Raw genomic sequence first — 21,059 nt, forward strand, 5'->3', positions numbered from 1 at the left:
GGCATCCTCATTCTTCCACCCGCACTTCGCGGAACATGCCCATTTCCATGTGGTACAGGAGATGGCAGTGATAGGCCCAACGGCCGAGCGCATCGGCGGTGACGCGGTAAGTGCGACGGGTGCCGGGCGGCATGTCGATGGTGTGTTTGCGCACCTGGAAATTGCCGTTTTCGTCTTCCAGATCGCTCCACATGCCGTGCAGGTGAATGGGGTGGGTCATCATCGTGTCGTTGACCAGTACCAGGCGGATTCGCTCGCCGTACTTCAACAGCAGCGGCTCGGCGTCGGAGAACTTGATGCCGTTGAACGACCAGGCGAATTTCTCCATGTGGCCGGTGAGGTGCAGCTCGAGGGTGCGGCTCGGGTCGCGGCCGTCCGGGTCTTCGAACGTGCTGCGCAGGTCGGCGTAGGTCAGCACGCGGCGACCGTTGTTGCGCAGGCCGAGGCCGGGGTCGTCGAGTTTTGCGGCGGTGGTCATGGCTTGCATGTCCACCAACGGGTTGTCCTTTTCGCTGTCGGGGTGCGCCTGCATCGGGCCCATGTTCATGCTTGAGTGATCCATGCTGCCCATGTCCATGGAGCCATGATTCATTCCACCAGAGCCCATGCCGCCCATGCCCATGTCGTCCATGGTCACCAGCGGGCGCGAGTCCAGCGCCGGCACCGGGGCCGACAATCCGGCGCGCGCTGCAAGGGTGCCTCGGGCATAACCGGTGCGGTCCATGGCCTGGGCGAACAGGGTGTAGGCGTCGGCGGCGGGCTCGACGATCACGTCGTAGGTTTCCGCCACGGCGATGCGCAACTCGTCGACGCTGACCGGTTTGACGTGCAGGCCGTCGGCGGCGACCACGGTCATTTTCAATCCGGGGATGCGCACGTCGAAGTAGGTCATGGCCGAGCCGTTGATCAGCCGCAGCCGCAGTTTTTCGCCGGGACGGAACAGGCCGGTCCAGTTGTCATCCGGGGCGTGGCCGTTCATCAGGAAGGTGTACGTGGCGCCGCTGACGTCGGCGATGTCGGTGGGATTCATCTTCATCTGCGCCCACATCGTGCGATCGGCGACGGTGGCGCCCCAGCCTTTTTCGCCGACGTCATGGATGAAGTCGCCGACGGTGCGCTTGTGGAAGTTGTAGTAGTCGGACTGCTTTTTCAGGGTATTCATCAGGCTGGCCGGGTCTTCGTCGGTCCAGTCACTGAGCATCACCACGTAGTCGCGGTCGTACTGGAACGGCTCCGGTTCCCGGGCGTCGATCACCAGCGGCCCGTAGACGCCGGCCTGTTCCTGCAAGCCGGAATGGCTGTGATACCAGTAGGTGCCGTGCTGGCGAACCTTGAACTGGTAGACGTACACGCCGCCCGGCTCAATGCCCTTGAAACTCAGGCCCGGTACGCCGTCCATGTTGGCCGGCAGCAGAATGCCGTGCCAGTGGATCGAGGTGCTGTCCTTCAGCCGGTTGCGCACCCGCAGCGTCACGGTGTCGCCTTCGCGCCAGCGCAGCAGCGGGCCGGGCAGGCTGCCGTTGATGGTCAGGGCGGTGCGAGGCTGGCCGGTGAAGTTGACCGGGGTTTCGCCGATGAACAGCTCGAAGTCGGTGCCGCTTAACTCGTTGACCTGGCCGGGGCTGTTCAAGGCCCAGACCGGCGTGCGCCACAGACCGAGGCCGCCGAGCAGACCGCCGGCGGCGAGGCCTTTGACGAAGGTGCGTCTTGAGGTGGTGGAAGGCATGCGCTGGAAGTCCCCGTTTGACCAATGACGGGGAGGCTAACCAGCGGCAGCTTTCAGCTGGCTGAGGCGCGGATTACAGTTGTGTCAGGTTCAACCTACAAACCGAGACCTTCCTGGACCACCAGCAGCAGGTTGTTTTCCGTCAACGCAATCGCATCCAGCTGTTGCCCGGTTTCGAGCGTCTGCAACCACCAATGGCTTTCACCGTGCTCATCGACCGTGCGCAGCAGCGATGCTTCGCGCCCCGGCAGGACGATTTGCACGCGCCCTGCGCCGTCTTCGGTGAAGCGGGCGATGGGATCGAACGTCAGGCTGTGGTGGTTGGCTTCGATGATCAACTGGTCGATGGCGTAGTCGTGGGTCTCGCCATCCGAAGAAGATTCGCAAACATGCGTAGGATTGCGCCGAATCTTCAGTCCTACTTCGGTGACCGGTTGCAACCAGCCCTCGATACGGTGATACAAGGCGTAGACCTGAGCCGGCCAGCAATCGATTTCCAGTTCGGCGCAGGTGATTTCGTCAGCATGGGTGTGCCGGGTTTGTTTGAGTTTCGCGGCGAGTTCGTCTGCTTTACTCATGTCGGTTCCCTGTGGTGATTTCAACTTCATCGTAGTCCTTTCAAAGTAATGCACGTTTTGCCCTGCGTCATGCGCCTGCAACACGGGCATGACTCAATCAGCGTCTGGCCAAGTGATGGTCAGACCACAGAAACCACGGACGCACGCGTCCCAAGGAACGGGAACATGAAAAAGCTTTTTACAATTATGGCGCTGATTGCGCTGACGGTCGGTAGCATCGGCCTGAGTTCGGCACGCCAGTCGTCTGCCAGCAAGGCGGAATCGGTGGCGGGGGTATTCGATTACTACCTCCTGACGTTGTCCTGGTCGCCGACCTTTTGCCTGACCCACAAGGATGACCCGCAATGCACCGGCAAGGGTTACGGTTTTGTCCTGCATGGCCTGTGGCCGCAATACGCCAAGGGCGGCTGGCCGCAATCCTGCCCACCGCTGACCAACCTGTCGGCCGCCGAAACAGCTAAAGGCCTGACGCTGTTCCCGACCAAGAAACTGCTCGATCACGAATGGAGCAAACACGGCACCTGCAGCGGCCTCGGCGCGATGGGCTATCTGGACGAAGCGGACAAGGCCGTGGCCGCGGTGAACATCCCGCAAGAGTTGCAACCGTTCAGTAGCTCTTATTACTTCGAAGCGCAGGAAATTGCCGATCTGTTCCGCAAGAGCAATCCGGGCATCCCGTCAGACGGCATCGCCGTCATCTGCAACGGCCCGGAACTCTCGGAAGTGCGCGTGTGCATGGGCAAGGACCTGCAATTCGGCGCCTGCGGCAAGGGCGTGAAAACCCAGTGCCGGGCGGGGGATATTCGAGTACCGCCATCGCGTTGACCGGAGCGGTTACCGGTCATAAAAAACAGGCGCCTTTTTAGGCGCCTGTTTTTTTTGCAATCGGGTTTGATCAATGGAAGGACTTTGTTCATGCTGCGCGCCCCACGGATGATGACGCGATACTGCAAGGAGCTTTTTCATGAGCGGAAAACCCGCTGCCCGAGTGACCGACCCGACGGCTTGCCCATTGCCGGGGCATGGCACCAACCCGATTGTCAGCGGTTCGCCGAATGTGAATTTCGACGGGCTGCCCGCTGCACGAATGACCGACAAGTCGGCGTGCGGCAGTCCGATTACCGGTGGCGTTGCCTCGACGGTTTTTATCAATGGCCTGAACGCCGCAACCCTGGACAGCACCGGTGGTCACGGGAATGTGGTGGTGGGCGGCTCCGGGACCGTCATCATCGGCGATACCGTGGTGAACGCTCCCTTCAGCGGCCTGCTGCCAATGCCGGTGCACTTCACCGACAAGTTGCAGTTGGTGAACGACACGACCGGCGAACCGATGCCGAATCATCCGTACATGATTCAGCGCGCGGACGGTCGGATGGAGCACGGCATGTCTGACGCCGCCGGTTTTACCCACACGATCAGTTCGCATCTTCCGGAAACCATCAAACTGTTTCTGGAGGAATGAGGCATGGGTGCGGAAACGGTTACGTGCGAGAAAGGCAACAATTACAAGCTGCACAAGGAACATACGCTGACGGACAAGAAGGATGTCAGTGTGAAGGCTGTTCCGGTGGAGAGTACCAAGGCGATTGTTTTTTTTATCGGCGGGGCGGGTGACAAGGAGAGCTATTACTTTTCCGGCCCCTTTGAAAACGTTAACCAAGCTAAATCTGGCTTTGATGATCGAAACGGTAAGCTGGAAAAAGAGGGCAAGTATAAATCCGAGTGGCTTGGGTACAACGAGGTTCGGGGGAAGAAGGATATTCAGAAATATGTTCTGAACCTGATTCCTTATAAATCCTGCCCTATCTATATAGTGGGCCATAGTTTGGGTGGATGGAACGGAGCCCACTTGACCCGTGTCATGTCTGAGTGGGGATACAGGATCAATATGTTGGTAACGCTGGATCCTGTGGGGGAGGGCACTCTGGTGTGGCTGGGATCTGATATATACGGAGAGAAACCGACGCCGGTGGCCGATTATTGGATCAATATCAAAGCCACACCCTCGAGGCCCGATCAGTCCGATTCGGTAGCCGACTTTGGAGAGAAGTGGCAAGTGGTCAGTGGACCCAATGTCAATGTGAATATGGATACGAACCACGCCAATGCCCCAGCGATGTTCACCAGGCCCATCGCTCAGGGAAAGTCAGCCAGTGACCTTATGTTTGAAGCTATCAACAAGGACGTTTGCTGATATGAAAAACGCTCTTTTACTTCTACTGATTACCTTGTGTTCAGCCTGCGCTAAAAACCATACGGTCCAGCCTGCAAATCTCAATTTTCTGGCGATAGAGAGAAAGCCCAACGGCCTGTATTACGAAATTTACTACGGCTCTGATGTAAATCTTTTGGATCTGTTTGGGAGAGGAATGAGGGAAGGCGCCGCTTCGACAACTCTGAAATGTGCGCTGGGTGACGATCAGGACTTCTCTATCACTAACCGCTTCAGGTATTCGGCGTACGGACTGATTGATGTAGATGAGGCCAACAAGGCAGGTGGGAAATACAACTACGTGACGAGTGCAACTTTAAGGCAGACCGTAAATAACGGTTCAACTCAGGAATTTCTTTCAACTCAGGAGTTGAATGGCCTGTTGTCCGGAAAGCTCCAGGTCCCCTGCAAAGTCGTCATTACCGCTTGGGGCTACAAACCCTACTACTCAAACACCATGAACCTCCCGGTCGCAGACCTGCTGCGCGAAGTCAACAAGCCCTGAGCTCAGCGCCCATCGGGGGGATCAAGCAAATCCCCCCGCATCCACCCCCAGTTCTCCCCGCAAAAACTCCACCAGCCCCCGCTGCAATCCACTCAACACCCCCTCGCGACTGACCAGCGCCAGTTCCGTCGGTGGCAGCGGCGGCAAGTCCGTGCACACCCGATGTTCCGGCAACACCGCCGACGCCGGTAGCACCGAAACCCCAAGCCCTGAGGCCACCGCCGCTTGAATGCCGGTCAGGCTGTGGCTGCCGAAGGCCACCCGCCAGGGGCGTTGCGCCACGTCGAGCAGGCGGATCGCCCGTTGTCGGTACAGGCAGCCCTGGGGAAACAGCGCCAGCGGTAACACGCCACTGGATGAGTCGAACTCAGCACCCTTGACCCAAACCAGTCGTTCCGGCCAGGTCGCCCAGGCCGGGCCGCTGTCGGGTTCGCGTTTGATCAGGGCGATGTCGATTTCGCCGCTGTCGAGGCGTTGGCGCAGGTCGAGGCTCATGCCGCTGACGGTTTCCAGTCGCGCTTGCGGGTGGCTGCGGGTGAAGCCGGCGAGGATCAGCGCCATGCGTCGGGCGTCGAAGTCTTCGGGCATGCCGATGCGCAGGATTTCCAGATCCAGATCGCTGGCCAGGGCTTCGCTGGCCTCGGCGGACAAGGCCAGCAGGCGGCGGGCGTAATGAATCAGCAGTTCGCCGTGCTCGGTGACGCTGACGTTCAACCCGGTGCGGTCGCGCAACAGCAGGGCGTGACCGACCAGGTCTTCCAGTTTGCGCACCTGTTGGCTGACCGTGGATTGGGTGCGGTGGACGCGTTCGGCGGCGCGGGTGAAGCTGCCTTCATCGACCACGCAGACGAAGGTTTTCAGCAGTTCCAGATCCAGCATGGCGGCGGCCTCGATATTTGTTTGGCAACTGACGGTCGGCTATTTATTTAATTTCACACTATCACCCCGAGTTCATAAGCTGAAGCCCTCACTTGCAGAGGAATGCCCCCATGACGTTGATCAACACACCGCGCCCGCAATGGCTGACCTTCGATTGCTACGGCACCTTGATTCAATGGGACGAAGGCCTGCGCGCCGTGGCCGAGCGGATCCTCAGCGAGAAGGGCGAACACCGGGTCGACGCCGGGCGCCTGATCGAGGTCTACGACCGCCACGAACATCGCCTGGAACAGACACCGCCGCACCGCTCGTTCCGCGAGCTGAGCACTCTCGGCCTGCAACTGGCCCTGGAAGAACTGGGCCTGGCGAGTGCCAGCCAGGACAGCCAGCGCCTGGCCGCTGCGATCCCGCAGATGCCGCCGTTTCCCGAAGTCGTTGAGACCCTCGCGCAGCTCAAGGTCCAGGGTTTCAAGCTGTGCATCGTCTCCAACACCGATGACGACATCATCGCCGGCAACGTCGCTCAACTCGGTGGCCACATCGACCGGGTGATCACCGCGCAACAGGCCGGTGCCTACAAACCGGCGCCGCGGCTGTTCGACTACGCTCATGAGCAATTGGGCGTCAGCCGCAATCAGGTGGTGCACATCTGCGCCAGCCCGATGCTCGACCACACGGCGGCCCGCGATATGCATTTTCGTTGCGTCTGGATCGATCGCGGCACCGGTCGTCAGTTGCTGCCGGACTATCGGCCCGACGCGATCCTCAACACGCTGGACGAAGTGCTCCCGCTGTTCTCGTCCCTTGGCTGGTAAGAAACCTCGCCCGTCATCAAGGAGTTTCGCCATGGCCCATACCCTGACCGGCAGCACCCGACCCGCGCATTCCAGCTCGTTGAACCTCGACAGCGAAGCCATCATCACTGCTCGCCAAGAGCTGGCGGCGTGCTTTCAACTGGCGGCGCTGCACGGGCTGGAGGAGGGGATCTGCAATCACTTTTCGGCGATGTTGCCGGGGCACGATGACCTGTTTCTGGTCAATCCGTACGGCTATGCGTTTTCCGAAGTGACGGCGCATAACCTGCTGGTCTGCGACTTCGCCGGCAACGTGGTGGACGGCGAGGGTCAGCCGGAAGCGACTGCTTTCTATATTCACGCGCGCCTGCACCAGCGGCTGCCTCGGGTGAAGGTCGCGTTCCATACGCACATGCCGAACGCGACAGCGTTGTGCCTGCTGGAGGGGCCGCCGCTGTTGTGGCTGAGTCAGACCGCGCTGAAGTTCTACGGGCGCACGGCGGTGGCCGAGCATTACAACGGGCTGGCGCTGGATGAGCGTGAAGGCGACCGGATTGCCGAGGTGATGGGCGAGGCCGACATTCTGTTCCTGAAGAACCACGGAGTGATTGTCGCGGCGCCGACCATCGCCGAAGCCTGGGACGATCTGTATTACCTGGAGCGTGCCGCGCAGGTGCAACTGCTGGCGATGGCCACGCAACGGGAGTTGAAACCGGTGCCGCACGCGGTTGCGCAACGGGCTTACGAGCAGATGCGCGAGGGCGATCCGGAAAGTGCGCGGGCGCATCTGCACAGTGCAATGCGGCGGTTGGCGAGCCGGGGGTAAAAGCGAGGAAAACGGGCAGGCAAAAATAATTCGCGTCGCAGGTCATCCAATTGCCCTGCGCGCCGATAGCAACAGGGTCGGGATTGTCTCGGTGGCACTTGGTTGCCCCACACAACCCGGTGGGCTACGCTCACAAAAACAAGGGTTTCGGGCTTTTGCCCCTGTCGTACCTGCCCAGGACACGCTTTTGCCTATCCCCATTCACGATCCGCACCAGGCCCCCGGCGGCACCCTCAAGCGTTTGCCCCTGCGCAAGGCGGCGGTGTTGTTCATCGTGGCTGTGTGTCTGAGCCTGTCCGGCCTGTTGTATTTGCAGATCGAACAGTCGCGGCGCCAGGATCTGGCCAACGCGCAGGTGTCGTCGGCCAACCTGACCCGGGCCATGGCGCAGCAGGCTGAAGACACTTTTCTGGCAGCGGATCTGGTGCTGACCAGCCTGGTCGACTGGGTTCAGGACGATGGCTATGGCGCGGAGCAGAAGCCGCGTTTGCAGAAAACCCTCGCGCGGCGGGTGCAGCAACTGGAGCAGTTGCACGGCATGTTCCTGTTCGACCGCGAAGGGCAGTGGGTGATTACCTCGTTCGCGGATCTGCCGCGCGGCCATGGCGTGGCCGATCGCGAGTACTTCAAGTTTCACCAGCAGAACGTCTCGGCCGTGGCGCACATCGGCCCGGCGATCCGCAGCCGTGAGAACGGCGAGTGGATCATCCCGATCTCGAAACGGGTCAACGACCACGCCGGCAATTTTCAGGGCGTATTGCTGGCCGGGATCAAGATGTCCTACTTCGACCGGTTCTTCAAAAGCTTCAGCCTGGACGACAACGGCACCATGTTCCTCGGTCTGACCGACGGCACCTTGCTCGCCCGGCGGCCGTTCGACGAGGCCCTGATCGGCACCTCGCTGGCCAAGGGCGAGATCTACCAGAAGTTGCTGCCCAGTGCGTCCGCCGGCACCGCGATGATCGATTCGGTGGTCGACGGTGTCACCCGTCTTTACGGTTACCGGCAGCTGGAAAGCTACCCGTTGGTGGTCGCGGCGTCTTCGTCCCGGGACACGATCCTCCAGGGCTGGTATGACCGGGCGTTCCAGTCCAGCGTCATCGTGGCGCTGGTGATGCTCGGCGTCGGGCTGTTCGGCTGGGTGTTCATTCATCAGGTGCGCGATGGTGAGCGGATCGAGAAAAACCTGCGCAAGGCCCAGCGGACGCTGGAGCAGATCGCCACCCATGACAGCCTGACCGGGCTGGCCAACCGGCGTCTGTTCGAGCGCTCGCTGGAGGTGGAGTTTGCCCGGGGCGCGCGGCAGTCGAGCCCGGTGAGCCTGATCATGCTCGATATCGATTTCTTCAAAAGCTACAACGATGCCTACGGCCACGTGGCCGGCGACCATTGCCTGACGCAGGTCGCGCAGGTGGTGAAGAACTGCTGCCAGCGCAAATCCGATCTGGCGGTGCGCTATGGCGGGGAAGAGTTCGCGGTGTTGCTGCCGGACACCGACATCAACGGCGCGCTGGCGATTGCCGGGCAGATCCGCCGCAGCGTCATGGACAAACACATCACCCACAGCGGCTCGCCCACCGGTTATCTGACGGTGAGCCTGGGCTGCTACTCGTTTATTCCACTGGGCAACGACAGCCCTGAGCTGTTCATCCAGCGCGCCGATGCGGCGCTGTATCAGGCCAAAAACGCCGGCCGCAATCGCGCGGCCGTGTTGTCGATGGACGTCGGTTTCGGCGAATTGCTACGTTCGGATCGCTGACAAAAAACGATAGGGTTCAGACACAGGCCATGGCGTTCACCACGGCCTGCTCTTGTTCGTTCAGCCGCCAGTGCCACCGCCGGCACCGCCCGTGCCGCCACCGGCCGAACCAGTGCCACCTCCTGCTCCCGAGCCTGAACCGCTGGCACCGCCGTTGGTGCCGGTGCCGCCCCCCGCGCCGCTGCCGCCGGACGGCGAGCCCGGCGTATTGTCCGGTGGCATCGGCGAGCCATTGGTGGTGCCGGATTTGGTGCCCGTGGCATCGGCGCCGTCGTTGGCGGCGAATGTCGCGGCTGAGCCTGTGGCCAGCAGGCCGATCAACAACAGCGAGGTGAGTTTGCGCGTCATCATGGTCTGTCTCCGGAAAGGGGATTACCTGATATTGGTCAAACGCGCCGAACCCTTGGTGCCGGCCGGATGACGAGCGGTCAGAAGTCCACGGTGGCCGACACCTTCAGCGTGCGCGGTGTGCCCTGGGTCAGGTAACCGCCGTTGGCCGAGGCCCAGTAAGCTTCGTTGGCGACGTTCTCCAGATTGGCGCGCAGGGTGATCTGCTTTTCATCCAGTTTGAAGGCGTAGCGCGAGCCGAGATCGAAGCGGTTCCACGCCGGAATGCTCTGGGTGTTCGCCGCGTTCAGGTACTGGCCGCCGGTGCGCAGCATGCGCGCGCTGAGTGCGGCACCTTCGAGACCCGGAATGTCCCAGTCAGCGCCGAGGTTGAACTGGAAGCGCGGCACCCCGACGGCGCGATTGCCGTCATTCACGCCGTTGCTGCTGCCTTCCAGTTCAGTTTTCATCACGGTTGCGCCGCTGAGCAGGCGCAGGCCGTCGAGCGGTTCGCCGTAGACGTTGAGTTCCACGCCTTTGTTGGTCTGCTGGCCGTCGACCCGGAAGATCCCGTCCTGGGTGTAGCTCGACGGTTGCTCGATGCGATAGACGCCGAGGTTGGCGCCGTAGCTGCCCATGTCCAGCCGCACGCCGGCCTCGATCTGTTTGCTGCGCACCGGGGCGAAGGTTTCGTCGCGATTGATCGCGGTGGTCGGCGGCGTCGGGCCCTTGGCCAGGCCTTCGATGCGGTTGGCATAGAACGACACATGCTCCCACGGCTTGATCACCAGGCCGTAGACCGGGGTGGTGATCGACTCTTCATAACTCGAGGTGCGGGCGCCGGTGGCGGTGCTCCAGCCGTCGACTTTCAGCTCTTGGCGACGCACGCCGAGGGTCAGCAGGATGCGGTCATCGACGAAGCCGAGGGTGTCGGAAATCGCCTCGCTGCGCAGGGTGTTCTTGCCGGTGATGCGCGGGTCGTTGATGTCGCTGGCGAACGAGGTGGGCGCCGGGCGCGGTTTGTCGGTGACGTTGTACAGGTTGGTGCTGTAGCGCCCGGCGGTGCCGATGGTTTCGAACGCCGAGCGCTGCTCGCCCCAGATGCCCGCCCAGCCGAGGTTCAACTGGTGCGTGACGGGGCCGGTTTCGAAACGGCCGTTGAGCCCGGCCATGGCGCTCTGGTTGTCCTCGTCGTGGGGCGAATAGAGCATGCCGCCACGGGCGCTGCCGTTGAGGTCGGTGACGGTCAGCGACGAGTAAACCCCGTTCTCGCGGGTGTGCTTGGCGCCGCCGGACACGTAGGCGGTCCAATTGTCGTTCAGGTCATATTCGGCGCGGGCCATGCCGAAGGTGTCTTCGAGTTGCGAATAGCTCCAGCTCTGGGCATAGCTGGCGTTGGCGTGCGGCACCTTGGGGGCTTTGGTCAGGCTCGAATCGACATAGACCACCGAGCGGCCCTGGTTGATGACCTGCTTCTGATAGCCGAAATCGGTCGAGACCCGCAGGCGATCGCCGCGATAGTCCAGGCCGACGCTGAACAGCGACGAGCGCTGGTCTTCGTCATCGACGGCGGTGTCGCCTTCGCGCTGCATCAGGTTGACCCGCGCGCCGAAGCGGTTGTCCTCGCCAAAACGCTGGCCCAGATCCAGATGCCCGCCGACCCGACCGTCGGCGCTGTAATCGAGGGTGACGCTGCGGGTCGGCGTATCCATCGCGCGTTTGGGTTGCAGGTTGATCCCGCCCCCGATGCCGCTGCCGCTCGGGGTCACGCCGTTGACGAATGCATTCGGGCCCTTGAACAGTTCGACCCGGTCCAGCGCTTCGACGGCAATGATCTGCCGGGGCAGCACGCCATAGAGGCCGTTATAGGAAATGTCATCGGAGGCCAGCGGCAGGCCGCGGATCATGAACATCTGCGAGAAGTTGCCGAAGCCGTTGGACTGGCGCACCGAGGCATCGTTGAGCAACACATCGCCAACGGTCTGGGCCTGTTGGTCGGCCATGGTCTTGGCGGTGTAGCTGGTGACGCTGAAGGGCAGGTCGTTGACCTCCTGGTTGCCGAGCATGCCGATCTGCGCGCGGCGCGCGACCTGTTCGCCGCCGTAGGTATCACCGCTGTCGTCGCGCAGGGCGCTGACGTTGGTGGCGCCGAGTTCCAGCGCGCCGTCCGCCGCGACTTTCGGCGCCACGGTGTAACCGTTGTGGCCGGTGCTGATCAGCTCGAAACCGCTGCCTTCCAGCAACCGGGCAAAACCGCTCTGTGCGGTGTAGCTGCCTTGCAGGCCCGGGCTCTGGCGATTGCCCAGTTGCGCCGGATCGAACGACAGCGGCACGCCGACGCTGACCGCAAATTGCGCCAGCACATGGCTGAGCAGGCCGGGGCCGATGTTGACGGCGCGGCTGGCGCTTTCACTGACGCTGTCGGCGGCGTGGGCGGCGCTCGGCAGCAGTGCGCTGAGGGCCAGGGCCAGGCTCAGGTTCAGGGCCTTGAGCGCAAACGTGGCGGGGCGGGGCGATGGCATTGCGGTCATTCGGTGTTCCTGTCGGGGGCGTGGAATCGGAAGGTCTATCCACTCACCGGACGAGACGCGAAAAGGTATCAGTGAATACGGAAAATATTTTCCGAGGGCTCAGACACGCGGTTCCACCGACAGCCAATAACGGGTCAGGCTGTTGATGTTCAGTGGCAGGGTATCGCTGAGCAAACGCAGGCTGGCGTCGGTGTCGCGCAGGGAAAACGCCCCGGACACGCGCATCGCCGCGACGTCCGGATGACAGCGCAGCACGCCCCGGCGATAGCGGCTCAGCTCGCCGAGCAATTCGTCTAGGCGCATGTTGCTGGCCAGCAGCATGCCTTTGTCCCAGGCCAGGGAGGCGGTGTCGAAGGTTTCGGCGCTGTCGAAGCTGTTGAGCTTGAAGCGCTGGCGCTCGCCCGCCTGAAGAATCGCACTCTGCTTGAGCAGTTGCGGGGTGATCTGAACCTGGCCTTCGAGCACCGACACCTGGCTGCGCGAACCTTCGGTGCGCACGCAGAATCGCGTGCCCAGTGCGCGGGCCACACCTTGCGGGGTTTCGACAATGAACGGACGGGCGCTGACATCTGCGGCGGTGTTGATCAGCACTTCGCCGTTGAGCAGCAGGACGCGACGCTCCACCGGGCTGAAAGCGATGTCCACCGCGCTGTCGGTGTTGAGCACCAGTTGGGTGCCGTCCGGCAATTGCAGGTTCTTTTGTTCGCCGACGGCGGTGCGCTGGTCGGCGGTCCATTGCTGCCACGGCACATGCTGCGAAGCGATGCCCAGCGGTCCGGCCATCAACAGCAAGCCGAGGCGGGTGAGGGTCTGGCGACGGCTCAGGCCTTCCTTGCGGGAGGCGCGTTTCAAGGTCTGGAGCGCGACGTTGGCCGGCACGCTGCGCAAGTCCCCCAGCAACGCTTCGGCCCGTTGCCAGGCAATGGCGTGCTCGGCGCTGCGGGTGCGCCATTGGGCGATGGCCTGGTGGTCGGACGGGGTCGCGGTGCCGGAATGCAGTTGCACCAGCCAGTCGGCGGCTTCGCCGAGAATCTGCGGATTGATCATCGACGAATTCATCAGGCGACACTCAGGCAGGCAATGAACGCGGCACGCATGTGCCGTTTGACGGTGATCAGCGAAACATTCAGGCGCGTGGCGATCTGCGCGTAGGTCAGGCCTTCGATCTGCGACAGCAGGAAGGTCTCGCGGGTTTGCTCGGGCAGTTCGCGCAGCAGCGCTTCGATGCGCCACAGGGTTTCCAGAATCAGGTAGCGGGTTTCCGGCGACGGCACTTCGGCGGCGGGCAGGTGCGCGATGGTTTCCAGGTACGCGCGCTCCAGGTCCTGACGCCGCCAGCGATCGATCATCAGGCCTTTGGCGATGTGCGTCAGCAGTGCCCGGGGCTCGTTGCCCAGCGGCTTGATCACCTGCCGGGTGAGCAGGCGCAAAAAGGTATCGTGCGCCAGATCGGCCGCCTCGCAGCGGTTGCCCAACTTGCGCTGCAGCCAGCCCTGCAGCCACCCGTGGTGTTCGCTGTAGAGCGTCTGGACTTGCTGATTCAACGGCTGATCGAGGGACGACATGGAGGGCAGGTACTCGTTTCGGGCGTCCGTTGCCAGAGATGCAATCGAGAGTGCGATTAGGGTGCAATTAAGAATTGATCGCATTCTAGTGGCGCGCAACGAGTGATGGCAATTGTCCTTTCACACTTTCTTTTCTGACACCCGCGCAGTGGCCTACCCATCTTCCGGGAGATTGGCTATTTGCCGGTCCGGACGCCGGGACTAACGTAGCCCCACATTCACTTGCCCCGGAGAGTCGCCATGAAACCTCGTATCGATTTCTACACCGCGTCCCCAGATGCTCTGAAAGCGATGATCGCCCTGGAAACCGCCGTCTCGAAATTGCCGCTGGAAAAAAACCTGATCGAACTGGTCAAGCTGCGCGCTTCGCAGATCAATGGCTGTGCGTTCTGCATCGACATGCACACCGCCGACGCGATCAAGGGCGGCGAAACCCCGCGCCGGTTGTTCGCCGTGACCGCCTGGCGTGAAGCGCCGTTTTTCACCGAACGTGAACGCGCCGCGCTGCTGTGGACCGAAACCCTGACCCAACTGAGCCTGACCCACGCCCCGGACGAAGACTACGAAGTGGTCGCTGCGCAGTTCTCGCCCCAGGAAATGGTCGACCTGACGGTCGCGATCAGCACCATCAACAGCTGGAACCGTCTGGCCGTGGGCTTCCGTAAAACCCCACAGGCCTGATCGATCAATGTGCGTCGGCACTCGGCGCGGCCGGTGGTTGCACCTTGCGCATCAAGGGCACCATCGCCGTGGCGATGCCGAAGCACACCATGATCATCAGGAACGTGTCGCCGTAGGTTTGCGTCTGCGCTTCACGGTAGGTCAGCAGCCACAGCTGACGCAGGCTGGCAGTGAGGCCGACATCGCCGCTCTGACCCAGTGCGGCAAAGTTGCCGCCGACCTGGGCCAGCCACTGATTCACTGCTTCGTTGCTGCTGTTCAGATGCTCCGCCAACCGGGTGAAGTGCAGGTTGGTGCGGTCGTTGAGAATGGTCGCGCACGCCGCAATTCCGATTGCACCGCCCAGATTGCGCATCAGGTTGAACAGGCCCGACGCATGCTTGAGCCGCGCCGGTGCCAGGCCACCCAACGTCAACGTTACTGCCGGCGGCACCGCCAGTTGCTGGGCGATTCCGCGCAGGGCTTGTGGCAGCAGCAATTCTCCGGCGCCCCAGTCATGGGTGATCGGACTGAATTCCCACATCGACAACGCAAACAACGCCAGGCCCGCCATCATGATCCAGCGCAGATCGATGCGATTGGCCAGAAAGGCGTACAGCGGAATCGCCATGATCTGGAACACCCCGGTGGAGAAAACTGCCAGACCAATGTCCAGTGCCCCGTAGCCGCGCACCCGGCCGAGAAACAGCGGCGTCAGGTAAATCGTCGCGAACAGGCCGATCCCGGTGACGAAGGAAAAGAAGCAGCCGAGGGCGAAGTTGCGATCCTTGAGGGCGCGCAGGTCGACGATCGGGTTGGCCACGTGCAGCGTGCGGCCGATGAAGGCCAGGCCAGCGAGGCCACTGATCCATGCGGTGGTCAGGATGGTCTGGTCGCTGAACCAGTTCCAGCGCGGGCCTTCCTCGAGGGTGTATTCCAGGCAGCCGAGAAACAGCGCCAGAAACACCATGCTCAGATAGTCCGCGCCCTTGAGCAGCGACAGTTCCGGCTGGTCGATCTTCACCAGCATCGGCACTGCCACGGCGACGAAAATCCCCGGTACCAGATTGATGTAGAACAGCCAGTGCCAGGAGGAAATGTCGGTGATCCAGCCGCCGATCACCGGGCCCAGTGTCGGTGCCAGCGAAGCCACGGCGCCGATGGTGGCAGCGGCGATCACCCGCTGTTTGCCGGTGAAGAAAAAGAACGCGGTGGTGAACACCAGCGGAATCATCGACCCGCCGAGAAACCCTTGCAGCGCGCGAAAGGCGATCATGCTCTGGATGTTCCAGGCGATGCCGCAGAGCAGGCTGGCGAGGGTGAAGCCGACCGCCGAGGCGCAGAACAGCCAGCGCGTCGAAAACACCCGCGACAGCCAGCCCGACAATGGGATCACGATGATTTCGGCGATCAGGTAACTGGTCTGCACCCACGCCGTTTCATCGGTGCCGGCGGACAACCCGCCGCCGATATCGCGCAGCGAGGCCGAGACGATCTGGATGTCCAGCAGCGCGATGAACATGCCGATGCACATCGTGGCGAAGGCGAACACTTTGGTCGCCGTCGCCATCTCGGCGGCGTTGAATGGCTGCGCGGCAGCGGTGAGGGCGGTGCTCATGGCGCGCTGGCCACAGCCGTGGTTTCAGGTTGGGCGCGGGTGTCGACTTCAGCCGTCACCGACAGGCCCGGACGCAGGTGGCCGAGCACGCCGTCCGCCGGGTCGAGCAGGATCCGCACGGGTACACGCTGGACGATTTTGGTGAAGTTGCCGGTGGCGTTTTCCGGCGGCAGCACACTGAACTGCGAACCGGTGGCCGGGGCGAGGCTATCGAGGCGACCGTGGAATTCCTGGCCGGACAATACGTCGGCGCGGATGCTCACGCGCTGGCCGGGTTTCATCCGCGCCAGTTGGTCTTCCTTGAAGTTCGCATCGACCCACAGGCCGCTGGCCGGCACCACCGACAACTGCTGCGAACCGGCCTGCGCATAAGCGCCGACTCGCGCGCGGCGGTTGCCGATCACGCCGTCGACCGGGGCGCGCAGCTCGGTGTAGCCGAGGTTGAGTTGCGCCAGATCACGTTCGGCCCGGGCTTGCTGGAGGGCGGCGCGAGCCTGTTGTTTCTGGGTTTCGATCACGGTGAGTTGGCGTTGCGCGGCCAGCAGTTCGGCCTGGGCTTTGGCGCTCAAGGCTTGCGCGGTCTTGAAGGTGGCGTCGGCCCGTTGCGCGCTTTCCACCGAGACTGCGTTGGTGGTCACCAGACGTTTGTAGCGCGCGTTGTCGTCCCGCGAACGAGCGGTTTCAGCGCTGGCGGCATCAATGCCGGCGCGGGCCTGACCGATCACCGCTTGCTGCAGTTGTTCGGTGGCATCGAGGTTAGCCAGCAGCGCTTCCTCAGCGGCGACCGCGCCTTCAGCCTTGGCCAGATTGGCGCGGTAGTCGCGGGCATCGAGGCGGATCAGCACGTCGCCGGCCTTCACCTTCTGGTTGTCGCTGACCAGCACTTCCTCGATGTAACCGGCGACTTTCGGTCCGATCACCGTGACGTCGCCGCCGATGTAGGCATCGTCGGTCTCCTCGAGAAATCGCCCCGTGCCCCACCAATGCACGGCATACAGGCCGGCGAACACCAGCGCGGCCAAACCCGCAGTGGGCAACAGCAGGCGTTTGAGCAGAGGAGGTTTGGGGGCGCTGACCGGAACGGCGAGATCGGGTTCTACGGTGGGCATGCTGGTCATGGCGTAATACCTGAAGAAGCGGAATGGCTATTACGACCGTAATATGACGCGAGTAATATTTTGTGGCAATTGATTTTTATCGCCGGTCGTCAGTTGCTTACTTGAGCCAGGCGCCGGGTGTGCTGCCGGTCATGGATTTGAAGAACGCAATGAATGCGCTGTCGCTGGCGAAGCCCAGTTCAAACGCGCAGTAGCCGAGGTTGCGCCCAGTGGCGAGCAATTCCATGGCGCGCATCAGCCGCCACTGTTGGCGCCATTGCTGATAGCTCATGCCGGTTTCGCGCTGGAAGATCCGGCCGATGGTACGGCTGCTGGCGCCGATTTGTTGCTCCAGCACTTGCAGTTCTGGTGGCAGTTGCTCGGGGCGTGCAAGCAGGGGGGCGAGACGCTTGTCTTGCGGCAGAGGCAGGAGCATCGGTTGCTGCGCCGCGTCACGGATTTCACTCAGACACAGCCCTAGCAGATGGGCGAATTTGCCTTGTTGCCAATCGGTGGCGAAATCGGCAATCGCCATCGGTTCCAGCACCGCGCGCAGCAACGGGCTGACCTCAATCACGCAAACCTGTTGCGGCAGCTCACAGCACAACTCGGGCGTCAGGTAGAGGGAGCGGTAATCGACGCTTTGCTGCATCACCGCCCGATGCGTGACGCCACCGGGAATCCACGCCGCCCGCGACGGCGGCAGCAGGCAAAACTGCTGCGCCAGCGTGATGCGCGTGCAGCCCTGTCGGGTGTAGAGCAGTTGCCCGCGCTGATGCCGATGCAGGCCGGAGTCGTGATCGCCGAGGGTAGAGGCGATGCCGATCACCGGCGCCGGGAAGCGATCAGGGTCAAAACGATCGTGGGCTTCGAGCCAGGCCATGGGTTGTCCGATTTCAACGATAAATTGTCAGGATTCGGATAATACGGCAGTCACGACTTTTTAAACTCCTCGGCGTTTTTGTTGAGGAGTCATGGTGATGAACCCTGGAAAGTTGTTGATGTTGGCGATTGCACTGCTGATGTTCCCGCAGATCGCCCAGACCTTGTTCAGCCCGGCGCTGGGGGATATAGGCCGGGCATTCAGCGTCGGTCCGCAAGCGGCAGGGCAAACCCTGTCGGTGTACTTCCTGGCTTTTGCGTTGGGTGTGGTGACGTGGGGACGAGTGTGCGACCGGATCGGCCGCCGGCCCTCGATGCTCGCCGGTCTGGCGATTTATGTTTTTGCCTGCGTGCTTGGTTTGAGCGTTCGCAGTTTCAACGGTTTGTTGATGGCTCAGGCGCTGGCGGCATTCGGCGCTGCGGTTGGCTCGGTGGTGACCCAGACACTGTTGCGCGATCGTTTTCGCGGGAGCGAACTGGCCCAGGTCTTTTCTCTGGTGGGCATGGCGCTCGCGGCCAGCCCGGCCATCGGACTGTTCAGCGGCGCGAGTCTGGTTCAGGGCTTTGGTTATCGCGGCGTGCTTGCTGCGTTGTTGCTACTGGCGTCGGCCTTGTTGCTCTGGAGTTGGCGCGTCTTGCCGGAAACCCGTCCACCACAACTGACCCCCGTCGGTCTGTTCGCAACCATGGGCGATATGCTGCGCGATCCCGGCATCTGGCGTTCGGCTTTGTGGATCGCAACGTTCAACGTTGCGTTGTTCAGCTATTACAGCCTCGGACCGTTTCTGTTCGAGCGGCTTGGACTGAGCAGTTCAGCGTTCGGCTACAGCGGCGTGATGCTCGCGTTGGCCTCAGGGTTTGGAGCATGGTTCAACAAACGCTTGCTGCAAATCGGTTGCAGTCCGCTGCAGTTGATTCGCCTTGCGGCCGTCACCGGTTTGCTCGGTGGCTTCGGCGTGTGGCTGTTGCAGGCGTACGTCTGGTTCGTGCTGCCGATGCTGCTGGTGGTACTGGCGTTCGGCATGGCGATTCCGAACATTCTGGGAGCAGCCTTGAGCAATTACACGGATCGTTTGGGTACCGCCGGCGCCTTGCTGGGACTGTTTTACTACCTGTTGATCGGCGGAGGATTGATGTTGGCAGCCTGGTCTCAGGCTCTCGGGGAAACCCTGATGATCTGCAACTTGCTGGCGTTATCGCTGGCGATCCGCGCTAAAAGGGCATTTGTTTAAGAAATGTAAGCAGCGTAGGAAGCGTCTTGCATTTGTGTAGGAAGGCTCTGACTATCACCGCAATTGATGGGGTGGCATTACGCCAGTTGATTGCAAGGATGTTGAGTGCCGTATTCGCTTTGCGCTGTTTCTCGTAGTCGTTCCCTGCCGCGCCCGCTGTTGTCGGCCTTGTTGTTGAGTGCGTGTGCGCCCGGCGTTCTCGCCGCCGAAGCGCCAGCCCCTGGCCAGGAAGTGCTGCGCCAGCAACAACTGCAACAGCGTGACCTGCAACAACTGCAACTCGAACAGCGCACGCGCCAACTGGAGCGCGGCGCGTTCGGCCCGACGCCTGCTGCCCCGGCCATTCCTGAGTCGATCAACCCCGACGAACGCTGCTGGCCCTTGAGCGGCACGCGCATCGGCGGTGTGACGCTGATCGATAAAGACAAACTCAACGCCCGGATCAAACCGTTGCTGGCGCCGTGCATGGGCGTCGGCCAGATCAACCATTTGCTGGCGACCATCACCGCGCTGTACGTGGAGAAGGGCTACATCGCCAGTCGGCCGTACCTGAGCGGTGCGCCGGCGGCGGGGCAGTCGCTGGATATCCTGATCGACGAAGGCTACATCGAGTCCATCGAACTGGCGGATCAAAGCCTGCCGGTTTCCCTCGGTGGCGCGTTCCCCGGAATGCTCGGCAAGCCGCTGAACCTGCGGGATCTGGAGCAGGGGCTGGATCAGTTGAACCGCCTGCGCTCGCTCGATCTGACCGCCGACATCGCTCCCGGCAGCCAGCCCGGCGCGTCGAAAATCATCCTGCGTTCGCGGACCTCGGGGCAGTCGCGCTGGGCCCTCGGTGCCGGTTTCGACAACCTCGGCAGTGCCAGCACCGGTCGCGATCGCGACACGCTGAGCCTGACGCTCGACAGTCCGCTCGAACTCAACGATCTGCTGAGCCTCAGCGCCAGCGACACCCTCAATCAGGGCGACCGCTACAGCCGCAACGCCAGCCTCTATTACGCGATTCCCTACGGTTACTGGACGTTCAGCACCTTCGCCAGCCACGCCGAATACCGCGCGCCGTTCAAGCTCAGCACGGCGACCCTGCACAGCACCGGCATCACCGATCAGCTCAGCCTGCGCGCCGACCGGGTGTTGTGGCGTGACCAGAGCCATCAGCTCAGCGCCAACCTGCAACTGGCGCACAAGGACGTCGACAGCTATCTGGAAAATGTCCGCCTCGGTATTCAAAGCCCGACTCTGACTGTGGCCGAAGCGGGGCTCAATCTGTTCTGGCTCGACCGCGCGGTGTGGAACCTCGACGTCAATTACGCCCAGGGTTTAAGCGGGTTCGGCGCCGACGACGATGCCGATCGCCAGGTCAAAAACCTGCCCAAGGCGCAGTTTCGCAAGTACCGCGCCGGCCTCAGCCAGTGGCGCAACGGCCAGCTCGGCGCGCAGGCCTGGCAATGGCAGAGCCAGCTCAATTTGCAGTACAGCCCGGATCCATTGCCGGCCATCGAACAACTGCTCGGCACCGATGATTCCGCCGTGCGCGGTTATCGGGTCAGCAGCGCGTCCGGCGCCAGCGGCGCGATCTGGCGCAACACCTTGCGCCTGCCGCTGCGCAGCGATCTGCCGGTGCAGCTCACCCCGCGCGTCGGTCTCGACCACGGCTGGATCAAGGCCGATCACGGTGCTCCGGTTCAACGTCTGAGCGGCGCCAGCGTCGGCCTCAACCTGGGCTGGAAAAACCTACGAGTGGATGTCGATTACCAACGCAGCCTCAACACCCCGACCGGCCTGCACCGCGAGCCCGAAACCTGGCTGATGCGGGTCGGATTACAGATATGAACGTCAGTGAACAACAGCCATCGGACCTGAGCGCG

The 21,059-nt window shown here is 62.3% G+C and carries 20 protein-coding genes; 10 read left to right on the top strand and 10 right to left on the bottom strand.

The window, feature by feature from the left end; genetic code table 11:
- Nucleotides 1-7 precede the first annotated feature (7 nt).
- Complete coding sequence (locus tag CAG25_RS20705; RefSeq protein ID WP_085613154.1) at nt 8-1,726, bottom strand: copper resistance system multicopper oxidase; 1,719 nt, start codon at nt 1,724-1,726, stop codon at nt 8-10.
- A gap of 95 nt (nt 1,727-1,821) precedes the next feature.
- Nucleotides 1,822-2,304: a hypothetical protein gene (locus CAG25_RS20710; protein ID WP_064598036.1), complete on the bottom strand. Its 483-nt coding sequence runs from the start codon at nt 2,302-2,304 to the stop codon at nt 1,822-1,824.
- Nucleotides 2,305-2,469: 165 nt separating this feature from the next.
- Here CAG25_RS20710 and CAG25_RS20715 point away from each other — a divergent pair, with 165 nt between their 5' ends.
- The 4 genes from CAG25_RS20715 to CAG25_RS20730 all read left to right on the top strand — a co-directional run bounded on the left by CAG25_RS20715 (nt 2,470) and on the right by CAG25_RS20730 (nt 5,021).
- On the top strand, nt 2,470-3,129 hold the full coding sequence (locus tag CAG25_RS20715; RefSeq protein WP_085613155.1) for a ribonuclease T2: 660 nt from the start codon (nt 2,470-2,472) through the stop codon (nt 3,127-3,129).
- 139 nt (nt 3,130-3,268) lie between these two features.
- Complete coding sequence (locus CAG25_RS20720) at nt 3,269-3,766, top strand: PAAR domain-containing protein (RefSeq protein WP_085613156.1); 498 nt, start codon at nt 3,269-3,271, stop codon at nt 3,764-3,766.
- A 3-nt stretch (nt 3,767-3,769) separates the two neighbouring features.
- A complete protein-coding gene (locus tag CAG25_RS20725; protein WP_085613157.1) occupies nt 3,770-4,498 on the top strand; it encodes an alpha/beta hydrolase in 729 nt (242 codons plus the stop codon).
- 1 nt (nt 4,499) lies between these two features.
- Nucleotides 4,500-5,021 (top strand): hypothetical protein, encoded by a 522-nt coding sequence (locus CAG25_RS20730; RefSeq protein WP_085613158.1) that lies wholly within the window; start codon nt 4,500-4,502, stop codon nt 5,019-5,021.
- A gap of 21 nt (nt 5,022-5,042) precedes the next feature.
- Here the strand turns inward: CAG25_RS20730 and CAG25_RS20735 are convergent, their stop codons facing one another.
- Nucleotides 5,043-5,900 (bottom strand): LysR substrate-binding domain-containing protein, encoded by an 858-nt coding sequence (locus CAG25_RS20735; protein ID WP_085613159.1) that lies wholly within the window; start codon nt 5,898-5,900, stop codon nt 5,043-5,045.
- Between the two features lie 110 nt (nt 5,901-6,010).
- Between CAG25_RS20735 and CAG25_RS20740 the strand changes: the two genes are divergently transcribed.
- The 3 genes from CAG25_RS20740 (at nt 6,011) to CAG25_RS20750 (ending at nt 9,279) form a co-directional block, all read left to right on the top strand.
- Nucleotides 6,011-6,715, top strand: coding sequence for a haloacid dehalogenase type II (locus CAG25_RS20740; protein ID WP_085613160.1), 705 nt, complete (start codon nt 6,011-6,013; stop codon nt 6,713-6,715).
- 31 nt (nt 6,716-6,746) lie between these two features.
- Nucleotides 6,747-7,520 carry an aldolase gene (locus tag CAG25_RS20745; protein WP_085613161.1) on the top strand — a complete coding sequence of 258 codons (774 nt, stop codon included), beginning with the start codon at nt 6,747-6,749 and terminating at the stop codon, nt 7,518-7,520.
- A 187-nt stretch (nt 7,521-7,707) separates the two neighbouring features.
- Complete coding sequence (locus CAG25_RS20750; protein WP_085613162.1) at nt 7,708-9,279, top strand: GGDEF domain-containing protein; 1,572 nt, start codon at nt 7,708-7,710, stop codon at nt 9,277-9,279.
- A gap of 60 nt (nt 9,280-9,339) precedes the next feature.
- Here CAG25_RS20750 and CAG25_RS20755 read toward each other — a convergent pair whose 3' ends face one another.
- The 4 genes from CAG25_RS20755 to CAG25_RS20770 all read right to left on the bottom strand — a co-directional run bounded on the left by CAG25_RS20755 (nt 9,340) and on the right by CAG25_RS20770 (nt 13,702).
- Nucleotides 9,340-9,630, bottom strand: coding sequence for a hypothetical protein (locus tag CAG25_RS20755; RefSeq protein ID WP_085613163.1), 291 nt, complete (start codon nt 9,628-9,630; stop codon nt 9,340-9,342).
- A gap of 77 nt (nt 9,631-9,707) precedes the next feature.
- Complete coding sequence (locus CAG25_RS20760; protein ID WP_085613164.1) at nt 9,708-12,137, bottom strand: TonB-dependent receptor; 2,430 nt, start codon at nt 12,135-12,137, stop codon at nt 9,708-9,710.
- A gap of 99 nt (nt 12,138-12,236) precedes the next feature.
- A complete protein-coding gene (locus CAG25_RS20765; RefSeq protein WP_085613165.1) occupies nt 12,237-13,196 on the bottom strand; it encodes a FecR domain-containing protein in 960 nt (319 codons plus the stop codon).
- Nucleotides 13,196-13,702: a sigma-70 family RNA polymerase sigma factor gene (locus CAG25_RS20770; RefSeq protein WP_085613166.1), complete on the bottom strand. Its 507-nt coding sequence runs from the start codon at nt 13,700-13,702 to the stop codon at nt 13,196-13,198. The genes CAG25_RS20765 and CAG25_RS20770 overlap by 1 nt, the downstream gene beginning before the upstream one ends.
- A 240-nt stretch (nt 13,703-13,942) precedes the next feature.
- On the opposite strand from CAG25_RS20770, the gene CAG25_RS20775 reads away from it, so the two are divergent.
- Nucleotides 13,943-14,383: a carboxymuconolactone decarboxylase family protein gene (locus CAG25_RS20775; RefSeq protein ID WP_064598013.1), complete on the top strand. Its 441-nt coding sequence runs from the start codon at nt 13,943-13,945 to the stop codon at nt 14,381-14,383.
- 4 nt (nt 14,384-14,387) lie between these two features.
- On the opposite strand, the gene CAG25_RS20780 is transcribed toward CAG25_RS20775, so the two are convergent.
- From CAG25_RS20780 to CAG25_RS20790, 3 genes are all read right to left on the bottom strand, one after another.
- A complete protein-coding gene (locus CAG25_RS20780; RefSeq protein WP_085613167.1) occupies nt 14,388-15,980 on the bottom strand; it encodes a DHA2 family efflux MFS transporter permease subunit in 1,593 nt (530 codons plus the stop codon).
- Nucleotides 15,977-17,098, bottom strand: a complete 1,122-nt coding sequence (locus tag CAG25_RS20785) for an HlyD family secretion protein (protein WP_085613168.1) — start codon at nt 17,096-17,098, stop codon at nt 15,977-15,979. Before CAG25_RS20785 ends, CAG25_RS20780 begins: the two co-directional genes overlap by 4 nt.
- A gap of 97 nt (nt 17,099-17,195) precedes the next feature.
- Nucleotides 17,196-17,960 carry a helix-turn-helix transcriptional regulator gene (locus CAG25_RS20790; RefSeq protein ID WP_085613169.1) on the bottom strand — a complete coding sequence of 255 codons (765 nt, stop codon included), beginning with the start codon at nt 17,958-17,960 and terminating at the stop codon, nt 17,196-17,198.
- A 97-nt stretch (nt 17,961-18,057) separates the two neighbouring features.
- On the opposite strand from CAG25_RS20790, the gene CAG25_RS20795 reads away from it, so the two are divergent.
- Entirely contained in the window at nt 18,058-19,191 is a 1,134-nt protein-coding gene (locus CAG25_RS20795) for an MFS transporter (protein ID WP_085613170.1), read from the top strand.
- 105 nt (nt 19,192-19,296) lie between these two features.
- Complete coding sequence (locus CAG25_RS20800; protein WP_085613171.1) at nt 19,297-21,024, top strand: ShlB/FhaC/HecB family hemolysin secretion/activation protein; 1,728 nt, start codon at nt 19,297-19,299, stop codon at nt 21,022-21,024.
- Nucleotides 21,025-21,059 lie beyond the last annotated feature (35 nt).

It is taken from the genome of Pseudomonas sp. B16(2017) (assembly GCF_002113205.1).
GTDB classification, from domain to species: domain Bacteria; phylum Pseudomonadota; class Gammaproteobacteria; order Pseudomonadales; family Pseudomonadaceae; genus Aquipseudomonas; species Aquipseudomonas pharyngis.